This is a genomic window from Pseudomonas orientalis, from assembly GCF_002934065.1.
GTDB classification, from domain to species: Bacteria; Pseudomonadota; Gammaproteobacteria; order Pseudomonadales; family Pseudomonadaceae; genus Aquipseudomonas; species Aquipseudomonas orientalis_A.
Genome location: NZ_CP018049.1, coordinates 5,295,660 through 5,315,285 on the forward strand (window position 1 = coordinate 5,295,660; position 19,626 = coordinate 5,315,285).

At 60.2% G+C, this 19,626-nt stretch carries 16 protein-coding genes; 6 read left to right on the forward strand and 10 right to left on the reverse strand.

Annotation, left to right across the window (positions count from 1 at the left end; genetic code table 11):
- Positions 1-47 precede the first annotated feature (47 nt).
- Positions 48-2,129 carry a mechanosensitive ion channel family protein gene (locus BOP93_RS23900; RefSeq protein ID WP_104504872.1) on the reverse strand — a complete coding sequence of 694 codons (2,082 nt, stop codon included), beginning with the start codon at positions 2,127-2,129 and terminating at the stop codon, positions 48-50.
- A 188-nt stretch (positions 2,130-2,317) separates the two neighbouring features.
- On the opposite strand from BOP93_RS23900, the gene BOP93_RS23905 reads away from it, so the two are divergent.
- Genes BOP93_RS23905 through BOP93_RS23920 form a run of 4 tightly spaced genes read left to right on the forward strand, consistent with a single transcriptional unit; the run spans position 2,318 to position 6,222 of the window.
- Entirely contained in the window at positions 2,318-3,244 is a 927-nt protein-coding gene (locus BOP93_RS23905; protein WP_104504873.1) for a DUF72 domain-containing protein, read from the forward strand.
- Complete coding sequence (locus tag BOP93_RS23910) at positions 3,241-4,017, forward strand: endonuclease/exonuclease/phosphatase family protein (RefSeq protein WP_065891611.1); 777 nt, start codon at positions 3,241-3,243, stop codon at positions 4,015-4,017. The genes BOP93_RS23905 and BOP93_RS23910 overlap by 4 nt, the downstream gene beginning before the upstream one ends.
- Positions 4,014-5,276, forward strand: a complete 1,263-nt coding sequence (gene clsB / locus BOP93_RS23915; RefSeq protein ID WP_104504874.1) for a cardiolipin synthase ClsB — start codon at positions 4,014-4,016, stop codon at positions 5,274-5,276. Before BOP93_RS23910 ends, clsB begins: the two co-directional genes overlap by 4 nt.
- A complete protein-coding gene (locus BOP93_RS23920) occupies positions 5,266-6,222 on the forward strand; it encodes a lysylphosphatidylglycerol synthase domain-containing protein (protein ID WP_065888406.1) in 957 nt (318 codons plus the stop codon). Before clsB ends, BOP93_RS23920 begins: the two co-directional genes overlap by 11 nt.
- Before the next feature lie 4 nt (positions 6,223-6,226).
- Here BOP93_RS23920 and BOP93_RS23925 read toward each other — a convergent pair whose 3' ends face one another.
- The 3 genes from BOP93_RS23925 to BOP93_RS23935 form a co-directional block, all read right to left on the reverse strand.
- Positions 6,227-6,982, reverse strand: coding sequence for an alpha/beta hydrolase family protein (locus BOP93_RS23925; protein WP_065891609.1), 756 nt, complete (start codon positions 6,980-6,982; stop codon positions 6,227-6,229).
- Positions 6,972-8,081, reverse strand: a complete 1,110-nt coding sequence (locus tag BOP93_RS23930) for a DUF3182 family protein (protein WP_104504875.1) — start codon at positions 8,079-8,081, stop codon at positions 6,972-6,974. The genes BOP93_RS23925 and BOP93_RS23930 overlap by 11 nt, the downstream gene beginning before the upstream one ends.
- 170 nt (positions 8,082-8,251) lie before the next feature.
- Positions 8,252-9,211, reverse strand: a complete 960-nt coding sequence (locus BOP93_RS23935; RefSeq protein ID WP_104504876.1) for a GlxA family transcriptional regulator — start codon at positions 9,209-9,211, stop codon at positions 8,252-8,254.
- Positions 9,212-9,307: 96 nt separating this feature from the next.
- Between BOP93_RS23935 and BOP93_RS23940 the strand changes: the two genes are divergently transcribed.
- Positions 9,308-9,871 carry a cysteine hydrolase family protein gene (locus BOP93_RS23940; protein ID WP_104504877.1) on the forward strand — a complete coding sequence of 188 codons (564 nt, stop codon included), beginning with the start codon at positions 9,308-9,310 and terminating at the stop codon, positions 9,869-9,871.
- Positions 9,872-9,887: 16 nt separating this feature from the next.
- Here the strand turns inward: BOP93_RS23940 and tam are convergent, their stop codons facing one another.
- The 4 genes from tam to BOP93_RS23960 form a co-directional block, all read right to left on the reverse strand.
- A complete protein-coding gene (gene tam / locus BOP93_RS23945; protein ID WP_104504878.1) occupies positions 9,888-10,649 on the reverse strand; it encodes a trans-aconitate 2-methyltransferase in 762 nt (253 codons plus the stop codon).
- Positions 10,650-10,705: 56 nt separating this feature from the next.
- Entirely contained in the window at positions 10,706-12,268 is a 1,563-nt protein-coding gene (locus tag BOP93_RS23950; protein ID WP_104504879.1) for a hypothetical protein, read from the reverse strand.
- 140 nt (positions 12,269-12,408) lie between these two features.
- A complete protein-coding gene (locus BOP93_RS23955) occupies positions 12,409-12,924 on the reverse strand; it encodes a single-stranded DNA-binding protein (protein ID WP_003232445.1) in 516 nt (171 codons plus the stop codon).
- A 9-nt stretch (positions 12,925-12,933) separates the two neighbouring features.
- Complete coding sequence (locus BOP93_RS23960) at positions 12,934-14,328, reverse strand: MFS transporter (RefSeq protein ID WP_104504880.1); 1,395 nt, start codon at positions 14,326-14,328, stop codon at positions 12,934-12,936.
- A gap of 178 nt (positions 14,329-14,506) precedes the next feature.
- Between BOP93_RS23960 and uvrA the strand changes: the two genes are divergently transcribed.
- A complete protein-coding gene (gene uvrA / locus BOP93_RS23965; protein WP_065888412.1) occupies positions 14,507-17,341 on the forward strand; it encodes an excinuclease ABC subunit UvrA in 2,835 nt (944 codons plus the stop codon).
- Positions 17,342-17,406: 65 nt separating this feature from the next.
- Here uvrA and bfr read toward each other — a convergent pair whose 3' ends face one another.
- Positions 17,407-17,871 carry a bacterioferritin gene (gene bfr / locus BOP93_RS23970; RefSeq protein ID WP_003176400.1) on the reverse strand — a complete coding sequence of 155 codons (465 nt, stop codon included), beginning with the start codon at positions 17,869-17,871 and terminating at the stop codon, positions 17,407-17,409.
- Positions 17,872-18,026: 155 nt separating this feature from the next.
- On the reverse strand, positions 18,027-19,475 hold the full coding sequence (locus BOP93_RS23975) for a catalase (protein WP_104504881.1): 1,449 nt from the start codon (positions 19,473-19,475) through the stop codon (positions 18,027-18,029).
- Positions 19,476-19,626: the final 151 nt, after the last annotated feature.

Consider the following 19,626-nt stretch of genomic DNA (forward strand, 5'->3'; position numbering starts at 1 on the left):
GGGAGGGGGCTTGCCCCCGATGGCGCCAGCTCAGGCACCCCAATCATTCATTCGGCACGCGGCTGCTCGGTCATCTCCACCTCATGCTCCTGCCCCACCCGCTTGGGCAACACAACCTGCTGTGGATAAGTCTGCGCGAAATGCACCTCGTCGCAGTTATCCACAAGCTTCTTCAAACGCTGGTTAAACGCGCGGCTCACCGCATATTGCCCACCCGACACGGTACGGAACTGCGCCGTCAGCACCACGCCATTGAGGTCCATCTTGTCGACGCCGAACACCTCCAGTGGCCCTTGCAGGTTGTACTTGAGGAACACGTCGTCGCGGATCGACTGGCCGGCCTCGCGGATCAGCTCCACGGCTTTGTCCACATCGGTGTCGTAGGTGAACTGCACCGAAAAGAACGCATACGCAAACTGGCGCGACTGGTTGGTGACCGCCTTGATCTGCCCGAACGGCACCGAATGCACAAAGCCCTTGCCATCGCGCAAGCGCAGGGTGCGAATGGTCAGGCCCTCGACCGTGCCGGCATGGCCGGAGTCGAGTACCACCCAGTCGCCGATCGACAGGGTGTCTTCGATGATGATGAACAGGCCGGTGATCACGTCCTGCACCAATTGCTGCGAGCCGAAACCGATGGCCAGGCCGACCACACCCGCACCCGCCAGCAGCGGCGCGACGTTGATGCCCAGGTTGGCCATGGTGGTGATGGCACAAATCACCACCAGGATGATTTTCACCGCGTTGCGCAACAGCGGCAGGATGGTTTTCACACGGGTGCTGGGCTGGCGGCTGGAGCGCTTGTTCACCGGGGGTTTGAGCGCTTCCTGGATCGCCGTATCGAGCACCACCCAGAACAGCCAGGTCATCAGCAGGATCAAGCCGATGCTGCTGAGGGAATCGCTGATCGCCCGGCCCACCGAGTTGCGCTGGGCAAACTCGAACAACGACACGCCCCAGATACGCCCGAGGATTTCGATAAAGGCCACCGCCATGACGATGCGCAATATCGCGTGCAGCAGGCTGAGGAAGCGCTCCTTGTAGGCGCTGCTGCGCTGGATCGCCACTTGGCTGCGAGACTTGAACAGGTGTTGCAGCACGGTGCTGAGAAACACCGTGCCGATCAGCAGGATGGTGGTGAACAAGGCACAGCGCAGGGCCTTTTGATTGTCGTCGCCGGCACCGATCAGGTTGATCGCCGAGACCAGCACCATCAGCAGAATCGGCCAGTACCAGAGCCCGGAAAATACCCGCAACGACTGCTGCAACGCCGGATGCTTGAGACGCTGGGCCAGCGGCCGATTGCGGATCAGGTGCGCCACCGGACGGCGCAGACGCACCACCAGCACGCCAAAGATCACCGTCGCGAACAGGCCGGTAAACACCGCGATACTGCTGGTGATATTGCCGCCGAGCTGACGGGCGATCTGCGGGCTGGTCAACGCGTCACTGAGGGCGGCAAGAAAGCCGATCAGGAACAGCGGTTTGGGGCAATAGTCGCGGATCAACCGCACCGCCGGGCGCTTGTGGCCGAGGTTGAACATGACGATGACGCACAGCAGCATCGAGGTGGAGAAGATGCCGCTGCTGGTGGCGTAGGCAAAACACAGCGCCAGCGCCCGGCCCACGGAGGTGGCTAAAAAGTGGCTGACATACAGCGTCAACGGCAGGCAGATAATGGCCGGGAGGGTGTAGGGCACCACATACCCCAGCACCGCCAGCAGGCGCGCCCGGCGCTGGAAAAAACCTCGCAGGCCCAAGCGCCGCACGATAACGCGGCCCACCAGCGTCAGCACTGCAAAGGCACCGATCCATACGGCCGACAGCAACAGGAAATCCCCGGCCACGCTCCATGGCGAGCGCGCCGCCGTCTGGTCGACCAGACGCCCGACTTCATTCGCGGCCCGGTCGGCACGCAGGCGCCACTCGTCGATGAAATTCTGATTGAGGTCCAGCTTCTGTTGCACATCATCGATGCTGGAGCTGATGGCCCCGAGCAGGCCGCCCTCCACCAGCAATTCCGGCTTGGCCGGGGCTTCGGGTTCAGGCGCGGTGGCCGCGGCTTGCAGTGCGCCGTTGCCGCATAGCAGCAGCGCGACGAGCAGTAATGCAGTCTTAAAATTCAGCAAAACACCGGGCTCCTTCTGGGGGTCTGTAAGGAACTGACGGGTTTGAGCCGTGATCGTTCCCCTGATTCGCCCAACCCCTGCCCCACCTCCTGCCCCTCTACCGCCTGTAGGAATGTGGAAACTTTCGGCCAAAGATCGTAGTCATCCCAAAACGCGGGGCAATCGACCCTGGATCAACGGGAGTAAGCATGGCGGCGATTCACATCGGCATTTCCGGCTGGCGCTATACGCCCTGGCGGGGCGATTTCTACCCCGAAGGCTTGACCCAGAAACGCGAGTTGCAGTTTGCCTCACGCGCCGTCAATGCGATCGAAATCAACGGTTCGTTCTACGCGCTGCAAACCCCCAAGCGCTACGCCGAGTGGTATGCCGACACGCCCGAAGGGTTCATGTTCAGCGTCAAGGCCCCGCGCTATATCACCCACATCCTGCGCCTGCGCGATGTACACAAGCCCATGGCGAATTTCTTCGCGTCCGGGGTGCTGGAGCTCAAGGACAAGCTTGGGCCGATCCTCTGGCAGTTCCCGCCCAGTTTCAAGTTCGACCCGCCCCTGTTCGAAGCCTTTCTGGCCGAACTGCCCACCACCACCTTGCAGGCCGCCGCCCTCGCCCATCAGCATGAGCCACGTCTGAATGGCAAGGCGAGCATGAAGGCCTACGGCAAGCAACCGTTGCGCCATGCGGTGGAAATTCGCCACAAAAGCTTTGCGGTGCCGGAGTTTGTGCAGTTGCTGGACAAGTACGGGGTCGCCCTGGTGGTGGCGGACACTGCTGGCAAGTGGCCGTATGCCGAAGACGTCACCGCCAACTTCCTGTACCTGCGCCTGCATGGCGACAAGCAGTTGTACGCCAGTGGCTACACCGACGACGCCCTCGCGCGCTGGGGCGAGCGCATCGAGCGTTGGCGGCACGGCAAGCAGCCCGCGGATGCGCAGTTGATCGACCCGCAACACAAGCCACGCGCGCGCAAACAGCGCGACGTGTTCTGCTTTTTCGATAACGACATCAAGGTGCGTGCGCCTTTCGATGCCCGTCAATTGTTGCAGCGCTTCGATCTGGACAAGCACCTGGCGACAGCGCCGGGGCAATTGCCGGAACCTGGAGTGCTGCCATGACCCAGCCGGAGTTGATTCCCATCACACCCACTGCCCCCATTACTCGCTTTACCGTGCTGACGGTCAATATCCACAAGGGTTTCACCGCCTTGAATCGGCGTTTCATCCTGCCCGAATTGCGCGAAGCCGTGCGCAGCGTGGGCGCCGACATGGTGTTCCTGCAGGAAATCCATGGCACCCACGAGCAGCATCCGCAGCGCTACAGCGACTGGCCGAAGATGCCGCAGTACGAGTTTCTCGCCGACAGCATCTGGCCGCAGTTCGCCTACGGGCGCAACGCGGTCTACCCCCATGGCGACCACGGCAACGCGTTGCTGTCGAAATTCCAGATCATCCGCCACGACAACCTCGACATCTCCCAGAGCGGCCACGAAAACCGCGGCCTGCTGCATTGCGTCCTGCGCCTGCCGGGCAGCGGGCAGGAAGTGCATGCGATCTGCATCCACCTGGGCCTGCGTGAAGTGCATCGCCAGCAGCAATTGCGCTTGCTGGAGCAGCGCATCAGCGAGATCCCGGCCGACGCACCGGTGGTGGTCGCCGGCGATTTCAACGACTGGCGCCAGCGCGCCGACCTGAGCCAAAGCGGCCTTGAGGAAGTCTTCGTGCAGACCTTAGGCAAACCGGCACGCACCTTTCCCGCGCGCCTGCCCTTGTTGCCGCTGGACCGCATTTATGTGCGCAATCTGAAGGTGCATAACCCCCGGGTGCTGACCACGCGCCCCTGGTCCCATTTGTCTGACCATGTGCCGCTGTCGGTGGAGATTGAGCTATGAACGTTGCTGTAGAACATATCGCCACCGACCAGCCGCCGGATGATGCCAAGGCGCGCGACCTCGACTACGGCTGGCAGAGCGGCAACCGCATCGAGTTGCTGGAAAATGGCGAGGCCTACTTTCCCAAGGTGTTCGAGGCCATGCGCGCGGCGCAGCGCGAGATTCTGCTTGAGACGTTTATCCTCTTCGAGGACAAGGTCGGCTTTGAGCTCAAAGCCATCCTGATCGAAGCCGCGCAGCGCGGAGTGAAGGTGGTGGCCAGCCTGGATGGCTTTGGTTGCGGCGAACTGAGCACGGCATTTTTGCGCGAGCTGGCCGAGGCCGGGGTGGTGGTGCAGATGTTCGATCCGGCCTCGAAGACGCTGGGTATCCGCACCAACTGGTTCCGGCGCCTGCACCGCAAAATCGTGGTGGTGGATGCCAGCGTGGCGTTCATCGGCGGTATCAACTTTTCCGCCGACCATCTGGGTGACTTCGGCCCTGAAGCCAAGCAGGACTATGCGGTGCAAATCGTTGGCCCGGCGGTGGCCGACCTGCACCACTTCGCCCTGGCGCAAAGTGGTCGCCAGGTGCGCACGCGGCGTGGATGGCGGCGGCGCGAGCAACGTCCTACGCCATGGGCAACGTCTGACGAAAACGGTCTGGTACGCCTGATTTATCGCGACAACGTGCAGCATCGCGATGACATCGAAGAAGCCTATATTCACGCCTTGAGCAAAGCGCGTACGCGCGCCGTGATTGCCAACGCGTATTTCTTCCCTGGCTACCGCCTGCTGCGTGAAATCCGCAACGCCGCGCGCCGTGGCGTGCACGTGCAATTGATCATGCAGGGCCAACCGGATGTGCTGCTCGCCAAGCTGGCGGCGCGCATGCTGTATGACTATCTGCTCAAGGACGGCGTGGTCATTCACGAGTACTGCCAGCGCCCGCTGCACGGCAAGGTGGCTTTGATAGACGATGACTGGAGCACCGTAGGCTCAAGCAACCTGGACCCGTTGAGCCTGGCATTGAACCTTGAAGCCAATGTGCTGATTCGCGACCGGGCGTTCAATCAGCAGTTGTACGAGAGCCTGGAAGCGCTCGCCAGGGACCATTGCCAGACCATGCCGGCAAAACGCAAACCGCGCCTGTGGTTGTGGCGCCTGACCGTGGGCTTCCTGGTCTTTCACGTGATGCGTCACTTCCCCGCCCTCACCGGCTGGCTGCCGGCACACAAGCCGCGTTTGAAACCCATCGAGAGTCCGGCCCATGACGTCTGAAAAAAACGGCTCGCGATTCCAGCGCTGGAAGAAGCCCCTGACCCTTGCGTTCTTTGTGCTGCTGATCGTGTTGTTCACCTTGCTTGCACGACGCATCGACTGGAGCGAAGTGCTGCAGACGTTGAGCGAATTCAAGGTGCGCACCCTGCTGATCGCCGGCGCGCTGACGGTGTGCAGCTTTATTGTGTACGCCTGCTTCGACCTGATCGGCCGCACCTACATTCGCCAGCCCTTGCGCTGGAAGCAGATCCTGCCGGTGGGCATCATCAGTTACGCGTTCAACCTCAACCTGAGCGCGTGGGTGGGCGGCATTGCCATGCGTTATCGGCTGTATTCGCGACTGGGGGTGAGCACCGGCAATATCGCCAAGATCCTGGGGCTGAGCCTGGCAACCAACTGGTTCGGCTATATGGCGATCTCGGGCGTGATCTTCAGCAGCGGCCTGGTCACCATGCCGCCGGGCTGGAAGGTCAGCACTACGGCATTGCAAGGCATCGGTGCGCTGTTGGTGCTGGCGAGCCTCGGTTACCTGGTGGCCTGCCAGTTTTCGAAAAAACGTGCGTGGACGATTCGCGGCATGGAAATCAACCTGCCATCGCTGCGCATGGCGTGCTTGCAATTGATGTTGGGCGCATTGAACTGGTCGCTGATGGCGGCGGTGATTTTCACGCTGTTGCCGGCGAAACTGGATTATCCGCTGGTACTGGGGGTGCTGCTGATCAGCGCGATTGCCGGGGTGCTCACGCATATTCCAGCGGGCCTTGGGGTGCTGGAAGCGGTGTTTATCGGGCTGCTGCAGCATGAGGCGTCGCGCGGCAGTCTGCTGGCCGGGTTGATTGCCTATCGGGCGATCTATTTCATTTGCCCGTTGTTGATCGCGCTGGTGATGTATTTGGGGGTGGAAGCGAAGGCCAAGGCGTTGCGGGTGAAGAAGACACCCGCTTAGCGCACTAGCGGGATTGAATGATGCTCAGCCGTTCACCCACTACCATCTCGGTAATCCAGTCCACCAGGATCGAGGTGTAGGCCTGTTGCGACACCGGGTCGCTCAATGAATGGTCGGCGCCATCGATGATGCGGTGGGTCAGGGAATGGGTATTCTGGCAGGCCGCGCGGTAACTCATGATGGTGGCGTGGGGCACGTGGTCGTCGGTCTCCGACTCGACGATCAGCACATCGCCGCTGAATTTGGCGCAGGCATGCAGGGCCCGGTTGGTTTCGGCCTGCACCAGCGTACTGCGGTAATCCATCAGGTCGGCTTTATCCAGGTCACGCTTGGGCTTGAGCCATTCCTGATCTCGGTACAGCGCAGGCACTCGCAACGCCAGCCAGCGCACCGGGCGCAATGAGGTGAGGATCGCCGCCAGGTAGCCCCCATAGCTGGTGCCCACCACCGCCACCGCCGAGGTGTCGATGGCGGGGTGAGACAACAGGCGGTCATAGGCGGCCAACAGGTCGCGCAGGTTGTCTTCACGGGTCACTCGCGAAAGCGGGATACCCGTGCCGGCATGGCCGCGCAGGTCGAAGGTCAGACACACGCAACCCAGCCCCGCGATGCCTTTGGCGCGCTCCAGGTCGCGCTCCTGGCTGCCGCCCCAACCGTGCACAAACAACACGCCCGGCACTTTGGATTTGGGGCTGAGGAAGGTCCCGCTCATCTGTTCGTCATCAATGTCGATTGCGATGCTCTCGCTTCTAGCCGTCATAAGCGTTAACCGTCACATATTTGAGGAGAAAGTCGCTGTTTTCAGCCGGGCCGCGGTACACCTCGATGGCGTCTGCCGGTAACGTCCGATCCACATAGGTTTCCACCGAGGCCACGCGGATCGCGCGCAAGCCGGGGTGGTTGACGAAGCTCTGCAGCGCCGCGACTTCCGCGCTGCTGGCCCCGCCCATGCGCCAGGACTGTTCGAGCACGCCACTGCGGCGTTGGCCGTCGCTGTCCAGCCCCTGGGCGATGTCGTAGTTGCGCCGCGAGGCATAGAAGCCGGGGTAGGCTTCATCGGCAGCCTTGTCGAAGACCTGCGCTTGCCTGACGGCTTCGCGTACATCGTCCGGCAGAGCCAGAGCGAGCAAGTCGTCGTAGCCACCGGGCACCACCAGCAGTTTGGAGCCGCCGTAGACCTCCTCGCCCTGCCCGTCCCGGGTCAGGTATTGCTCTCCGCAGTAACTGAAGACGTGATCGCCGATAAAGCTTTGGCCCACACTGTGAGTGACTACGTCCTGCAGGTCTTGTTCCAGCACCACCCCATCATTGAACATTGCGGCGGCTTCGGGACGCGCCAGCAGGGCATCGAATTCGTCGAGGCTGCGGATCACCTCTTGCCCGCGTCCCGCGCAGGCGTTTACGGGCTTCAAGCGAATCGGCCCGCTGTAGAGCAAACGGGTCGCGGCTGGCCGTGCGTCTTCCAGCGCAAAGACGCTCAAGCCATCAAGGACGACATCGCGCACGCGCTCGCAAAACAGCGGCGACCAACCCTCGGGCGCCTTGGCGTGGGGGCTTAACAGGCCATGAGTGATGGCTTTGGTGCAGATAAATGCATGGTCGACGTAGCCGCCCCACAGGTCCTGCGAGCCTTTGATATTGAGCGCCCTTGCCTGGGCTGGGCCCACAAGGGTTTGTGTGGGAAGTAGGTATATATCGCGGTCGGTGTGCTTCTGTGGATCATAGCTGCCGCCGAACGTGAGCCCCAGTATCTGCGCCAGCCAACGCGCCAGGGCGCGATTGGTCTCCACTTCATGCTGGGGTGCGCCGCTGCGTGTTGAGTGAGAGAGCACCAGTTTTTTACGGAAAATCGGGGTCATGCGTCCCCCTTGGCATCCGGCCATGTGTGTAGCAAGAGCGTAGCAGGGATCAGGCCAAGGTCGCGCTGGATAAGATCTTTTTAAAATCAATCGGTTGCCGAAAATGCGATATCAGTTAGCCTGCGTCATTCTGCACGATGCCTATGGCAGCACGCGGCGTTCTGCACGATTCACACGCCGAAACGGCTGCGGTAGTCACTGGGGGTCAGGCCCGTGATTTTCTTGAAAGTGGTGCGAAAGGCGCCGGGGTCCTGGTAGCCCACTGTCCATGCAATATGGTCAATGGTGCCATTGGTGAGCTCAAGCAGTTGCCGCGCCTTGCCCACGCGCAGGTGCTGACAGTACTCGGTCGGTTTCAACCCGGTGGCGCTGCGAAAGCGGCGCAGGAAAGTACGTTCCTCCAGGCCCGCCTCTTGCGCCATGGCCGCGATGGACACCTCCACCGCGCCGCTGGCTTGCAGCCAATGCTGAACCTTTAGAATCGCAGCGTCGCCATGCCCGAAGATCGGCGCGAAGTTACTGGCGCATTGACTGGCGCTGTCACTGTGTTCAATCACCAGAAAACGCGCGGTATCGGCGGCGATGCTCGGCCCCAGCAAACGCTCGACCAGGCGCAGACCCAACTCGGACCAGGCCATCAGCCCGGCGGTGGTGATCAGGTCGCCGTCATCGACGATGGGTTTGTCCGCCTCCAGGCGTACGGCCGGATAGCGGGTGGCGAAGCTGGCGGCGGACGACCAGTGGGCGGTGGCGCGACGCCCGTTCAGCAAGCCGCTGCGCGCGAGCATGATCGAACCGATGCACACGCCTGCGAGCACCGTGCCTGCCGCGTGCTGCTGGCGCAGCCATTCGAGCAACGCGGGGGGCGTCTGCTCTTCACTGAAGTTGCCCACCGAGGGAGGCACCAGCACGGCAGCCATGGTCAGGTCGGCGCCAGGCTGGGTATCGAACACCCGCACAGGCGTGCCTTGCTTATCGACCTGCCAATGGCTGACCCGCAACGTCGGCAATTGCGCGGATGGGTGCTCAGCGACAATGCGATTGGCGACACCAAACAAATCGGTCAAGCCATGCACGGCGGCCAATTGCGCGCCCGGGTAGATCAATATGCCCAGCTCAAACACGTCCATTGTCAGTTTTCCCCCTGTTATTGTCGGTGCAGCCAATGTCCGGCGTCGGCGCCAGCTAAGATACTGGGCCCATCAACCCATTACGAGGCAACACACATGGCCAAGCAAGCACTCATCCTGATCGATATCCAGAACGACTACTTCCCCCACGGCAAGTGGCCGCTTGATGGCGTGGAGGCCGCTGCGGACAACGCTGCGCAGGTGCTGCAGGCTTTTCGTCAGGCGGGGGATGCGGTGATCCATGTACGTCATGAGTTCGCAGGCGATGATGCGCCATTCTTCACGCCAGGCTCCGAAGGCGCGCACTTGCATGCCAAAGTGCTGAACCGGGATAACGAGCCGGTGGTGCTCAAGCACTTCGTGAATGCCTTTCGCCAGACCAACCTGCGCCAATTGCTGGAACAGCGCAGCATTACTGATGTGGTCGTGGTCGGCAGCATGAGCCATATGTGCATCGACGCCGTGGTGCGAGCAGCGGCGGACTTGGGCTACAAGGTCACGGTCATTCATGACGCGTGCGCTACCCGCGACCAGGAATTCAATGGGCAGGTGATTCCCGCCGCGCAGGTGCATGGCGCGTACATGGCCGCGTTGGCCTTCGGCTATGCGAGTGTGGTGTCGACGGAAGACTATTTGAAAGCCCAAGCGGCGGTGGCTTGACCGCCGCTCGGCGCGGTCAGCGCGTGGCGATGATAAACAGGCGCGGGAATGGCAGCAGTACCGTGCCATCCGCCAGGGCTGGATAAGCCTGGATGATCCGTGCCTGGTACGCCTGCAGGAAAGCGGCTTTTTCGTCGTCGCTCAGTGGCGCCAGGAAAGGCCGCAGCGCTGAACCCTTGAACCACTCCACCACTGCCCCGTGATCTGCCAACGGGTGGTGGTAGGTGGTACGCCAGACATCGACGGTGCTGCAATGCCGGTTCAGCAGTTCGAAGTAATAGCTCGCCGAATGCCGCTCGTTATGCTTGACCGCGCCGATCTTCGCGGCCCATGGCCCCTGCGCTGCGACCTCACGGGCGAGCCGGTGGGCAGGCTCGTCGAGGTTGTCCGGCGTCTGCACCGCCAACGTGCCGCCGGGGGTCAGTTGGTTGACCATGCGCGGATAGAGCGTGGCGTGGTCAGGCAGCCATTGCAGGGACGCATTGGCGAGAATCACGTCGAACTGCTGCGCGGGCGCCCATGCGCCGATATCCGCCAGTTCGAAGCTCAAGGCCGGCAGGCGCTGGCGGGCGTCGCGCAGCATGTCATCGGAACTGTCCAAGCCGGTAATGTGGGCCTGTGCAAAACGCTCGGCCAACACCTGGGTGGAATTGCCGGGGCCACAGCCCAGATCGACGGCCGTGGCCACATCGGTATTGGGAATCGCTGCCACCAGGTCGCGAACGGGACGCGTGCGTTGCTGCTCGAACATCGTGTACTGCTTGGCGGACCATGTCATTGAGGGTTCTCCATAAAAACAGGATTCCAGTAACGGCACCGAATTCAGCTGCCAGGCTAAAACATCCACCCGTCATCAGGGGCCTTGAAGATCAAATAATCGCGTTCATATACAACCTTGATGCTCTGGGGTTCAAGGGCACCGGACAATGGCTGCTGATGTACATCCCCGTTTTTATCCGTCCACCGATAGAACGCAGTGCCCTGAGGTGAGATCTTTAAACTGACTTCCACCTGCTCTCCCAAGGCTTGCCTCTGAGTTGGCTCAAAGGCTTCGACAGGCAAGACCATACGCAGGCTGGTGACGACCTCATCGCGATGAACCGTATTGAAAAAGCGTGCGAATGTATCCAAGCCTTTCGCTTGTTCCAGTTTGAATAAAACACTCAATAACTGCGTATCTTCGAATAACCGCTCAAGAGGAAAATCGACCTGTGCGACCGAGCCGGAGGTGTGTGTGAATTGCAGAAAAAGTCCCGGCTTTGCGGAAATACTTTCAAGCACGCCCAACCCCAGCCCATCAGCCATGGCCAAGGAGAGGTTCTCGGCAATCATTCGGCGAAGCTTTACCCGATCAGTCGGTGGGTTGGCTGGATCAAGATCGCCTATCGACTGGAAGTAAGGATGTGGCAGCAAGCTGATCCAGCCAGCAGCAATTGCGGTGCGCAACGTGATGCGCGCGGCTCGCGGCTGTTTTTCAAGCTGCTGCAAAAAGACCATCAGTGCAGGATTGAAAGGGTCGACTTTTGCCAGATATTGCACCACAGCCAAAGTGTGATCGGGCTCCTGAGCCGCCTCCAACTGCTCAAGCGCGTAGCGGTGGGCCAATGCGCCGCCTTCAGAATTCAGACGTTCATTCTGCAACATCTTGAAGGCCTGGAACCTGAAAGGCTGCGGCTGCTCGGCAGTCTTCAGAATGCCAATTGCGACGGGCTTCAACCCTTCATCGCGATCCATGATTTCGAGGATGTAGAGTTTACGATTGATATCGAAGTCAGCATCCAGAAAGAGCGCCCTCAGGCGCTGACTTACAGAGTCATTCCGCGCACCGAACGCCCAACCGCCACGAGCGACAGACAGCAGTTTTAGCGCATCAAAAAAATCCGCGTTATCCGCGTCTCTGGATTCGATGATCGTCAGGAGGCGGTTTTGGTCGCCCTTTTTGAAATCCAGGTTCACCATCGACTCCCCGCGGGCTTTTCGTCGGGCCAATTGGATCATGTAGGAGTCGAGCAACGCGCGGGTACGGTACGCGTCCAGCGTCTTGCTGGCGATTGATGATTCGCTCTCCAACGAGAGCCACGATTCAACACGCTGTTTCATCTGCGTTTCAAACGTTGTCTGCAAATTGCTGCTGATAAAATACGTCAGCGCGGACCCCGCCACCACGAGCACCGAAATGATGAACGCGAGTGCCTGCGTCGCCCGGGTAATCGGTGCATTGGCTTGCTCGAGAATATCTTTACTCAGCTCGTATTTCAGATTGATCAATTGAGACGCCTGGTTCCTTTCCAGGCACTGGACCTTCTCAAGCAGCTCCTGAACGCGTTTTTCAGCATCCTGAATAGACTCTCGATATGATTCGAGGGCTTGGTCCGAAGCGGACGTATCAGTGCTCACGATTCAACTCCTGTTATGTCTTGCCATCCCCGACTCACCCGTCAGCGCCATGAATTGCCAGGCTGTATTTCAGGCAAAAATAAAGCCCCGGTAAATAAACAGGGGCTTTATTTTTTGGCTAACCGTTGCGACGAGTTGGCCTAGAACGGGATATCGTCATCAAAGCTGTCGAAATCCGGAGCCGGCTGCGGTGCGGCCTGTTGTGGCGCTGGACGCGACTCACGCTGAGGCTGCTGGCTTGGCTGCGGACGCGATTGCTGTGGACGCGGTGCCGAGTTGGACATGCCGCCCTGGCCCTGTTGGTCGCCCTGTGGACGGCCGCCCAGCAGTTGCATGGTGCCTTGCATATCGACCACGATTTCGGTGGTGTAACGCTTGATGCCGTCTTTTTCCCACTCGCGGGTTTGCAGCTTGCCTTCGATGTAGACCTGCGAACCTTTGCGCAGGTACTCACCGGCGATCTCGGCCACTTTGCCGAACATCGACACACGGTGCCATTCGGTTTTCTCGACCTTCTGGCCGGTCTGCTTATCGGTCCACTGTTCGCTGGTCGCCAGACTCAGGTTGGTCACGGCATTACCGTTAGGCAGGTAGCGAACTTCGGGATCCTGGCCGCATGTACCGACCAATATGACTTTGTTAACCCCACGGGCCATAACGTTCTCCTAGGCTGGGCGCGCTGTCGGCACTGGGTTGACCAGGTGCTCGAGCGTCGCGCGATCCAATAATTCGGTGTCCAATTTGATGTAAATCGCAGTTTCTTCTGCGACCACTACTGCGTCCGTTACTCCAACGACGGCCTTCAGGCGCTCGGCCAAGCCGGCTTCGCGCATCGCTTCAGGCGATAACGGCAGGCGTAGGCTCGTCACATACGGAGGTTCGCGCATGGTAACAGCAAAGACCAGCCAAAGTGCAGCCAGCCCGGCGCATCCGAGGAACACAACCGACAAACCGCCATGCTGGAACATCCAGCCGCCCATGATCCCGCCCAGCGCCGAACCGAGGAACTGGCTGGTGGAATACACGCCCATCGCCGTGCCCTTGCCCCCGGCCGGTGAAACCTTGCTGATCAGCGACGGCAATGACGCCTCCAGCAGGTTGAATGCGGTGAAGAACACCACCGTGCCGATCACCAGCGCCCGCAAGCTGTCGCCGAACTGCCAGAAGAATAGTTCAGTGAGCATCAATGTCGCGACGGCGCCGAGCAGAACTCGTTTCATTTTGCGTTTTTTCTCGCCGTAGATGATGAACGGGATCATGGCGAAAAACGAAATCAACAGGGCGGTCAGGTAGACCCACCAGTGCTGCTCCTTGGGCAAACCGGCTTTTTCCACCAGCGCCAGGGGCAAGGCGACGAAGCTGCACATCAGCATTGCGTGCAACACGAAGATACCTAAATCCAGGCGCAGCAGGTCCGGATGCCTGAGCGTGGGCAACAGCGCCTTGCGCGCAACACCCGATTCACGGTGCTGCAGCGTGCCGGTGGAGCGCGGCACCATAAAGGCCACGATCAGGATACCGAACAACGCCATGCCGCCGGTGGCCAGGAACAACCCGTGCAGGCCGAAGGCGCGCGTCAGCAGCGGGCCGACCACCATCGCCACGGCAAACGACAGGCCGATGGTCATGCCGATCATGGCCATGGCCTTGGTGCGATGCTGTTCGCGGGTCAGGTCCGACAGCAATGCCATCACCGCCGCGGAAATCGCCCCGGCGCCTTGCAGGATACGTCCGGCGATCACACCCCAGATCGAATCCGACTGCGCCGCGAGCACACTGCCCAGGGCGAACACGATCAGCCCCAGGTAAATCACCGGGCGACGGCCGATCCGGTCGGAAATGATGCCGAACGGGATCTGGAAGATCGCCTGGGTCAGGCCATAGGCGCCAATCGCCAGGCCGATCAATGCGGGGGTCGCGCCTGCGAGATCCATTCCATAGGTCGCCAGCACCGGCAACACCATAAACATGCCCAGCATACGGAAGGCGAACACCAGGGCCAGACCGCTTGCCGCTCGGGTCTCGCCGCTACTCATGCGTTCGCTGTGGGGATCGTGCATGGAAAAACCTCGTGTGAACCGGCGGCGATTCTACCAGTCCCATCGATTGAGAGGGTATATGCGGCGCTTTGCCGCGCAGCTTTCATGTAAGGCTGCAAGCGGCCTTTTGACAGTGTATATTCATCCAGTCTTTAGCCGTATACTCCGGCATTATTTACGCCCGCCGTGCGAGGCCATCTTGGACAAGATCCTGATTCGTGGGGCTAGAACCCACAACCTGAAGAACATCGACCTGACCCTGCCCCGGGACAAACTGATCGTCATCACCGGCCTGTCCGGTTCGGGCAAATCGTCCCTGGCGTTCGACACGCTGTATGCCGAAGGCCAGCGTCGCTATGTGGAATCGCTGTCGGCCTATGCCCGCCAGTTCCTGTCCATGATGGAAAAGCCCGACGTCGACACCATCGAAGGTTTGTCGCCGGCCATTTCCATCGAGCAGAAATCGACGTCCCATAACCCGCGCTCCACCGTGGGCACCATTACCGAAATCTATGATTACCTGCGTCTGCTGTATGCACGCGTGGGTATTCCACGCTGCCCGGACCACGATATTCCGCTGGAAGCCCAGACCGTCAGCCAGATGGTTGACCTGGTGCTGGCCCAGCCGGAAGGCGCCAAGCTGATGCTGCTGGCGCCCGTCATCCGCGAGCGCAAGGGCGAACACCTGTCGGTCTTTGAGGAGCTGCGGGCGCAAGGTTTCGTGCGCGCCCGCATCAACGGCAAGCTTTATGAGCTGGATGAAGCGCCCAAGCTCGACAAGCAGAAGAAGCACTCCATCGATGTGGTGGTCGACCGCTTCAAGGTGCGTGCCGACCTGCAGCAGCGCCTGGCGGAATCCTTCGAGACCGCACTGAAGCTGGCCGACGGTATCGCCCTGGTCGCGCCGATGGACGACGAGCCGGGCGAAGAAATCATCTTCTCCGCGCGCTTTGCCTGCCCGATCTGCGGCCATGCCATCAGCGAACTGGAACCCAAGCTGTTTTCCTTCAACAACCCGGCCGGCGCCTGCCCGACCTGTGACGGCCTGGGCGTCAAGCAGTTCTTCGACATCAAGCGCCTGGTCAACGGCGACCTGACGTTGGCGGAGGGGGCGATTCGTGGCTGGGACAGGCGCAACGTCTACTACTTCCAGATGCTGGGGTCGTTGGCGTCGCACTACAAGTTCAGCCTCGAAGTGCCGTTCAACCAACTGCCGGCGGACCAGCAGAAGGTCATCCTTAACGGCAGCGGTTCGCAGAACGTCGACTTCAAGTACCTGAACGACCGTGGCGATATCGTCAAGCGCTCCCACCCGTTCGAAGGCATCGTGCCGAACCTGGAGCGCCGTTACCGCGAGACCGAATCGGCCAGCGTGCGTGAAGAGTTGGCGAAATTCCTCAGCACCCAACCTTGCCCTGATTGCCGTGGCACTCGCCTGCGCCGCGAAGCGCGGCATGTGTGGGTTGGCGAGAAGACGTTGCCGGCGGTGACCAACCTGCCAATCGGCGATGCCTGTGAGTACTTCGGTGTGCTCAAGCTGACCGGCCGCCGTGGGGAGATTGCCGATAAGATCCTCAAGGAAATCCGCGAGCGTCTGCAGTTCCTGGTCAACGTTGGCCTGGACTATCTGTCGCTGGACCGCAGCGCCGATACTCTGTCGGGCGGCGAGGCCCAGCGGATTCGCCTGGCCAGCCAGATCGGCGCGGGACTGGTGGGCGTGTTGTACATCCTCGATGAGCCGTCGATCGGCTTGCATCAACGCGACAACGATCGCTTGCTGGGTACACTGAAACACCTGCGCGATATTGGCAACACGGTGATTGTGGTCGAGCACGATGAGGACGCCATTCGCCTGGCGGATTACGTGGTCGATATCGGCCCCGGCGCGGGTGTGCATGGCGGACACATTGTCGCCGAGGGCACGCCTGCCGAAGTCATGGCGCATCCGGACTCACTGACCGGCAAATACCTGTCGGGCCGCGTGAAAATTGCGGTGCCGGCCAAGCGCACGCCGCGCAACAAGAAGATGGCGTTGCACCTCAAGGGTGCTCGTGGCAACAACTTGCGCAATGTGGATCTGGAAATCCCCCTGGGCCTGCTGACCTGTGTGACCGGGGTTTCCGGCTCGGGCAAGTCGACGCTGATCAACAACACGTTGTTCCCACTCAGTGCCACCGCCCTGAACGGCGCTACCACCCTGGAAGCGGCGGCCCACGACAGCATCAAGGGCCTGGAGCATCTGGACAAGGTGGTCGACATCGACCAGAGCCCGATTGGCCGTACGCCGCGGTCCAACCCGGCGACTTACACCGGGCTGTTCACGCCGATTCGCGAGTTGTTCGCCGGTGTTCCGGAATCCCGCTCACGCGGCTACGGGCCGGGCCGGTTCTCGTTCAACGTCAAGGGCGGTCGCTGTGAAGCCTGCCAGGGCGATGGCTTGATCAAGGTCGAGATGCACTTCCTGCCGGATATCTATGTGCCGTGCGATGTGTGCAAGAGCAAGCGCTATAACCGTGAAACCCTGGAAATCAAATACAAGGGCAAGAACATTCACGAAACCCTGGAGATGACCATCGAGGAAGCTCGGGTGTTCTTCGACGCGGTTCCGGCGTTGGCGCGCAAGCTGCAGACATTGATGGATGTCGGCCTGTCTTATATCAAGCTGGGGCAGTCGGCGACCACGCTGTCGGGTGGTGAAGCGCAGCGGGTGAAGTTGTCGCGTGAGTTGTCCAAACGGGATACAGGCAAAACCTTGTATATCCTTGATGAGCCAACCACTGGCCTGCACTTTGCGGATATTCAGCAACTGCTGGACGTGCTGCATCGCTTGCGCGATCACGGCAATACGGTGGTGGTGATTGAACACAATCTGGATGTGATCAAGACCGCCGACTGGCTGGTGGACCTGGGGCCGGAAGGCGGTTCCAAGGGCGGGCAGATCATTGCTGTGGGTACACCGGAGCAAGTTGCCGAGATGTCGCAATCCCATACTGGCTACTATCTGAAGCCGTTGCTGGAGCGCGACCGGGCCTGATTTACCGGGCCCGATAAAAAGCCCCTGTCACCTCATCGGCGGCAGGGGCTTTTTCGTAGCCTGAATCAGAACTGCGATTGCAGGTAGTTTTCCAGGCCAATCAGCTTGATCAGACCCAACTGCTTTTCCAGCCAGTAGGTATGATCTTCTTCGGTGTCATTCAACTGCACGCGCAGGATCTCGCGAGTCACATAGTCGTTGTGCTGCTCGCACAGCTCAATGCCCTTGCAAAGCGCGGCACGGACCTTGTATTCGAGACGAAGGTCGGCAGCGAGCATGTCAGGCACTGTGGTGCCCACATCCAGGTCGTCGGGACGCATGCGCGGCGTGCCTTCGAGCATGAGGATACGACGCATCAGTGCGTCAGCGTGCTGCGCCTCTTCTTCCATCTCATGGTTAATACGTTCATAGAGCTCGGTAAAGCCCCAGTCTTCGTACATACGCGAATGGATGAAATATTGGTCACGAGCTGCCAGTTCGCCCGTCAGCAACGTGTTGAGGTAATCGATTACGTCGGGGTGACCTTGCATCGCCCTACATCTCCCTGCTTGAAAGTCTGTAGTTTGAACCATGCTGACCTGAAGGTCACGGGATCAACGGCAGAAAAGCGAAGATTTCCGGAGAAAAGTAGCTGAAATAACGCAAAAACCGCCCAAATGAGGGCGGTTCTGCTTATCGTTTAGAGTCAGTTAAGCGATACACCCAGTGCATTTGCGATTGCTTCTCCATAAGCGGGATCCGCTTTATAGAAGTGCTGCAACTGACGCTGGACCACATCACTGGAAACACCGCCCATCGCACCGGCGATGTTGCTGGTCAGCAGCGCTTTCTGCTCGTCATTCATCAAGCGGAACAGTGCACCGGCGTGGCTGTAGTAATCAGTGTCTTCGCGGTGATCGTAACGATCAGCCGCGCCGCTCAAGGCCAGTGCAGGCTCCGCGTACTGTGGCGCCTGCTTTGGCGCATCGGCGTAGCTGTTTGGCTCGTAGTTAGGCGCAGCGCCACCATTACTGCCAAAGGCCATCGAACCGTCACGCTGGTAGCTGTTGACCGGGTTACGTGGAGCATTCACCGGCAGTTGCTGGTGATTGGTGCCAACACGGTACCGGTGAGCATCTGCGTAGGCAAAGACGCGACCTTGCAGCATACGGTCCGGCGACAGGCCAACGCCTGGAACCATATTGCTTGGGCCGAACGCGGCCTGTTCCACTTCGGCGAAGTAGTTCTGCGGGTTGCGGTTGAGTTCCAGCTCGCCCACCTCGATCAGTGGGAATTCTTTTTGCGACCAGGTCTTGGTGACGTCAAACGGGTTTTCGTAGTGAGCGTTCGCTTGAGCCTCGGTCATGATCTGGATGCAAACGCGCCATTTTGGGAAATCGCCACGTTCAATGGCGCCGAACAGATCGCGCTGGGCATAGTCAGGATCGGTACCCGCCAGGCGCGCAGCTTCAGCCGGCGCCAGGTTCTTGATGCCTTGCTGGGTCTTGTAGTGCCATTTCACCCAGTGCCGCTCGCCGTTGGCATTGATCAGGCTGTAGGTGTGGCTGCCGAAGCCGTGCATGTGGCGGTAGCCATCCGGGATGCCACGGTCCGAGAACAGGATGGTGACCTGGTGCAGCGCCTCTGGGGAGTGCGACCAGAAGTCCCACATCATCTGTGCGCTTTTCAGGTTGCTCTGCGGCAGACGCTTTTGGGTGTGGATGAAATCCGGGAATTTCAGCGGGTCACGGATGAAGAACACAGGCGTATTGTTGCCGACGATGTCCCAGTTGCCTTCCTCGGTGTAGAACTTCAAGGCGAAGCCACGTGGGTCGCGCTCAGTGTCAGCCGAACCGCGTTCACCACCTACAGTAGAGAAACGCAGGAAGGTCGGGGTCTGCTTACCCACTGACTCGAACAGCTTGGCGCTGGTGTATTGAGTGATGTCTCGGGTGACGGTGAACGTACCGTAGGCGCCCGAACCTTTGGCGTGTACACGGCGCTCCGGAATATTTTCACGGTTGAAGTGAGCGAGCTTCTCGATCAGGTGGAAGTCGTCGAGCAGCAGCGGGCCACGGGGGCCGGCAGAACGGGAATTCTGATTATCCGCAACGGGTGCACCGCTGGCGGTCGTAAGGACTTTATTCTGGCTCATGCGCAATTTCCTCAGGTCTGGCTTGGAACTGCCGGCTAATCGGCTTGGAGGGAGTATCAATCAACAACATGACACCTACAAATTTATTAAATTGTAGGCTTCAATAGAAAATTACTACCAACCGAGCCAACGCCCATCTCACCCAGCGTCT

What these genes read in the sequence shown, in the direction of transcription:
- BOP93_RS23905 (WP_104504873.1), top strand. Translation starts at nt 2,318, where the DNA reads ATGGCGGCGATTCACATCGGCATTTCCGGCTGGCGCTATACGCCCTGG.
- BOP93_RS23910 (WP_065891611.1), top strand. Translation starts at nt 3,241, where the DNA reads ATGACCCAGCCGGAGTTGATTCCCATCACACCCACTGCCCCCATTACT.
- clsB (WP_104504874.1), top strand. Translation starts at nt 4,014, where the DNA reads ATGAACGTTGCTGTAGAACATATCGCCACCGACCAGCCGCCGGATGAT.
- BOP93_RS23920 (WP_065888406.1), top strand. Translation starts at nt 5,266, where the DNA reads ATGACGTCTGAAAAAAACGGCTCGCGATTCCAGCGCTGGAAGAAGCCC.
- BOP93_RS23925 (WP_065891609.1), bottom strand. Translation starts at nt 6,982, where the DNA reads ATGACGGCTAGAAGCGAGAGCATCGCAATCGACATTGATGACGAACAG.
- BOP93_RS23930 (WP_104504875.1), bottom strand. Translation starts at nt 8,081, where the DNA reads ATGACCCCGATTTTCCGTAAAAAACTGGTGCTCTCTCACTCAACACGC.
- BOP93_RS23935 (WP_104504876.1), bottom strand. Translation starts at nt 9,211, where the DNA reads ATGGACGTGTTTGAGCTGGGCATATTGATCTACCCGGGCGCGCAATTG.
- BOP93_RS23940 (WP_104504877.1), top strand. Translation starts at nt 9,308, where the DNA reads ATGGCCAAGCAAGCACTCATCCTGATCGATATCCAGAACGACTACTTC.
- tam (WP_104504878.1), bottom strand. Translation starts at nt 10,649, where the DNA reads ATGACATGGTCCGCCAAGCAGTACACGATGTTCGAGCAGCAACGCACG.
- BOP93_RS23955 (WP_003232445.1), bottom strand. Translation starts at nt 12,924, where the DNA reads ATGGCCCGTGGGGTTAACAAAGTCATATTGGTCGGTACATGCGGCCAG.
- BOP93_RS23960 (WP_104504880.1), bottom strand. Translation starts at nt 14,328, where the DNA reads ATGCACGATCCCCACAGCGAACGCATGAGTAGCGGCGAGACCCGAGCG.
- bfr (WP_003176400.1), bottom strand. Translation starts at nt 17,871, where the DNA reads ATGCAAGGTCACCCCGACGTAATCGATTACCTCAACACGTTGCTGACG.
- BOP93_RS23975 (WP_104504881.1), bottom strand. Translation starts at nt 19,475, where the DNA reads ATGAGCCAGAATAAAGTCCTTACGACCGCCAGCGGTGCACCCGTTGCG.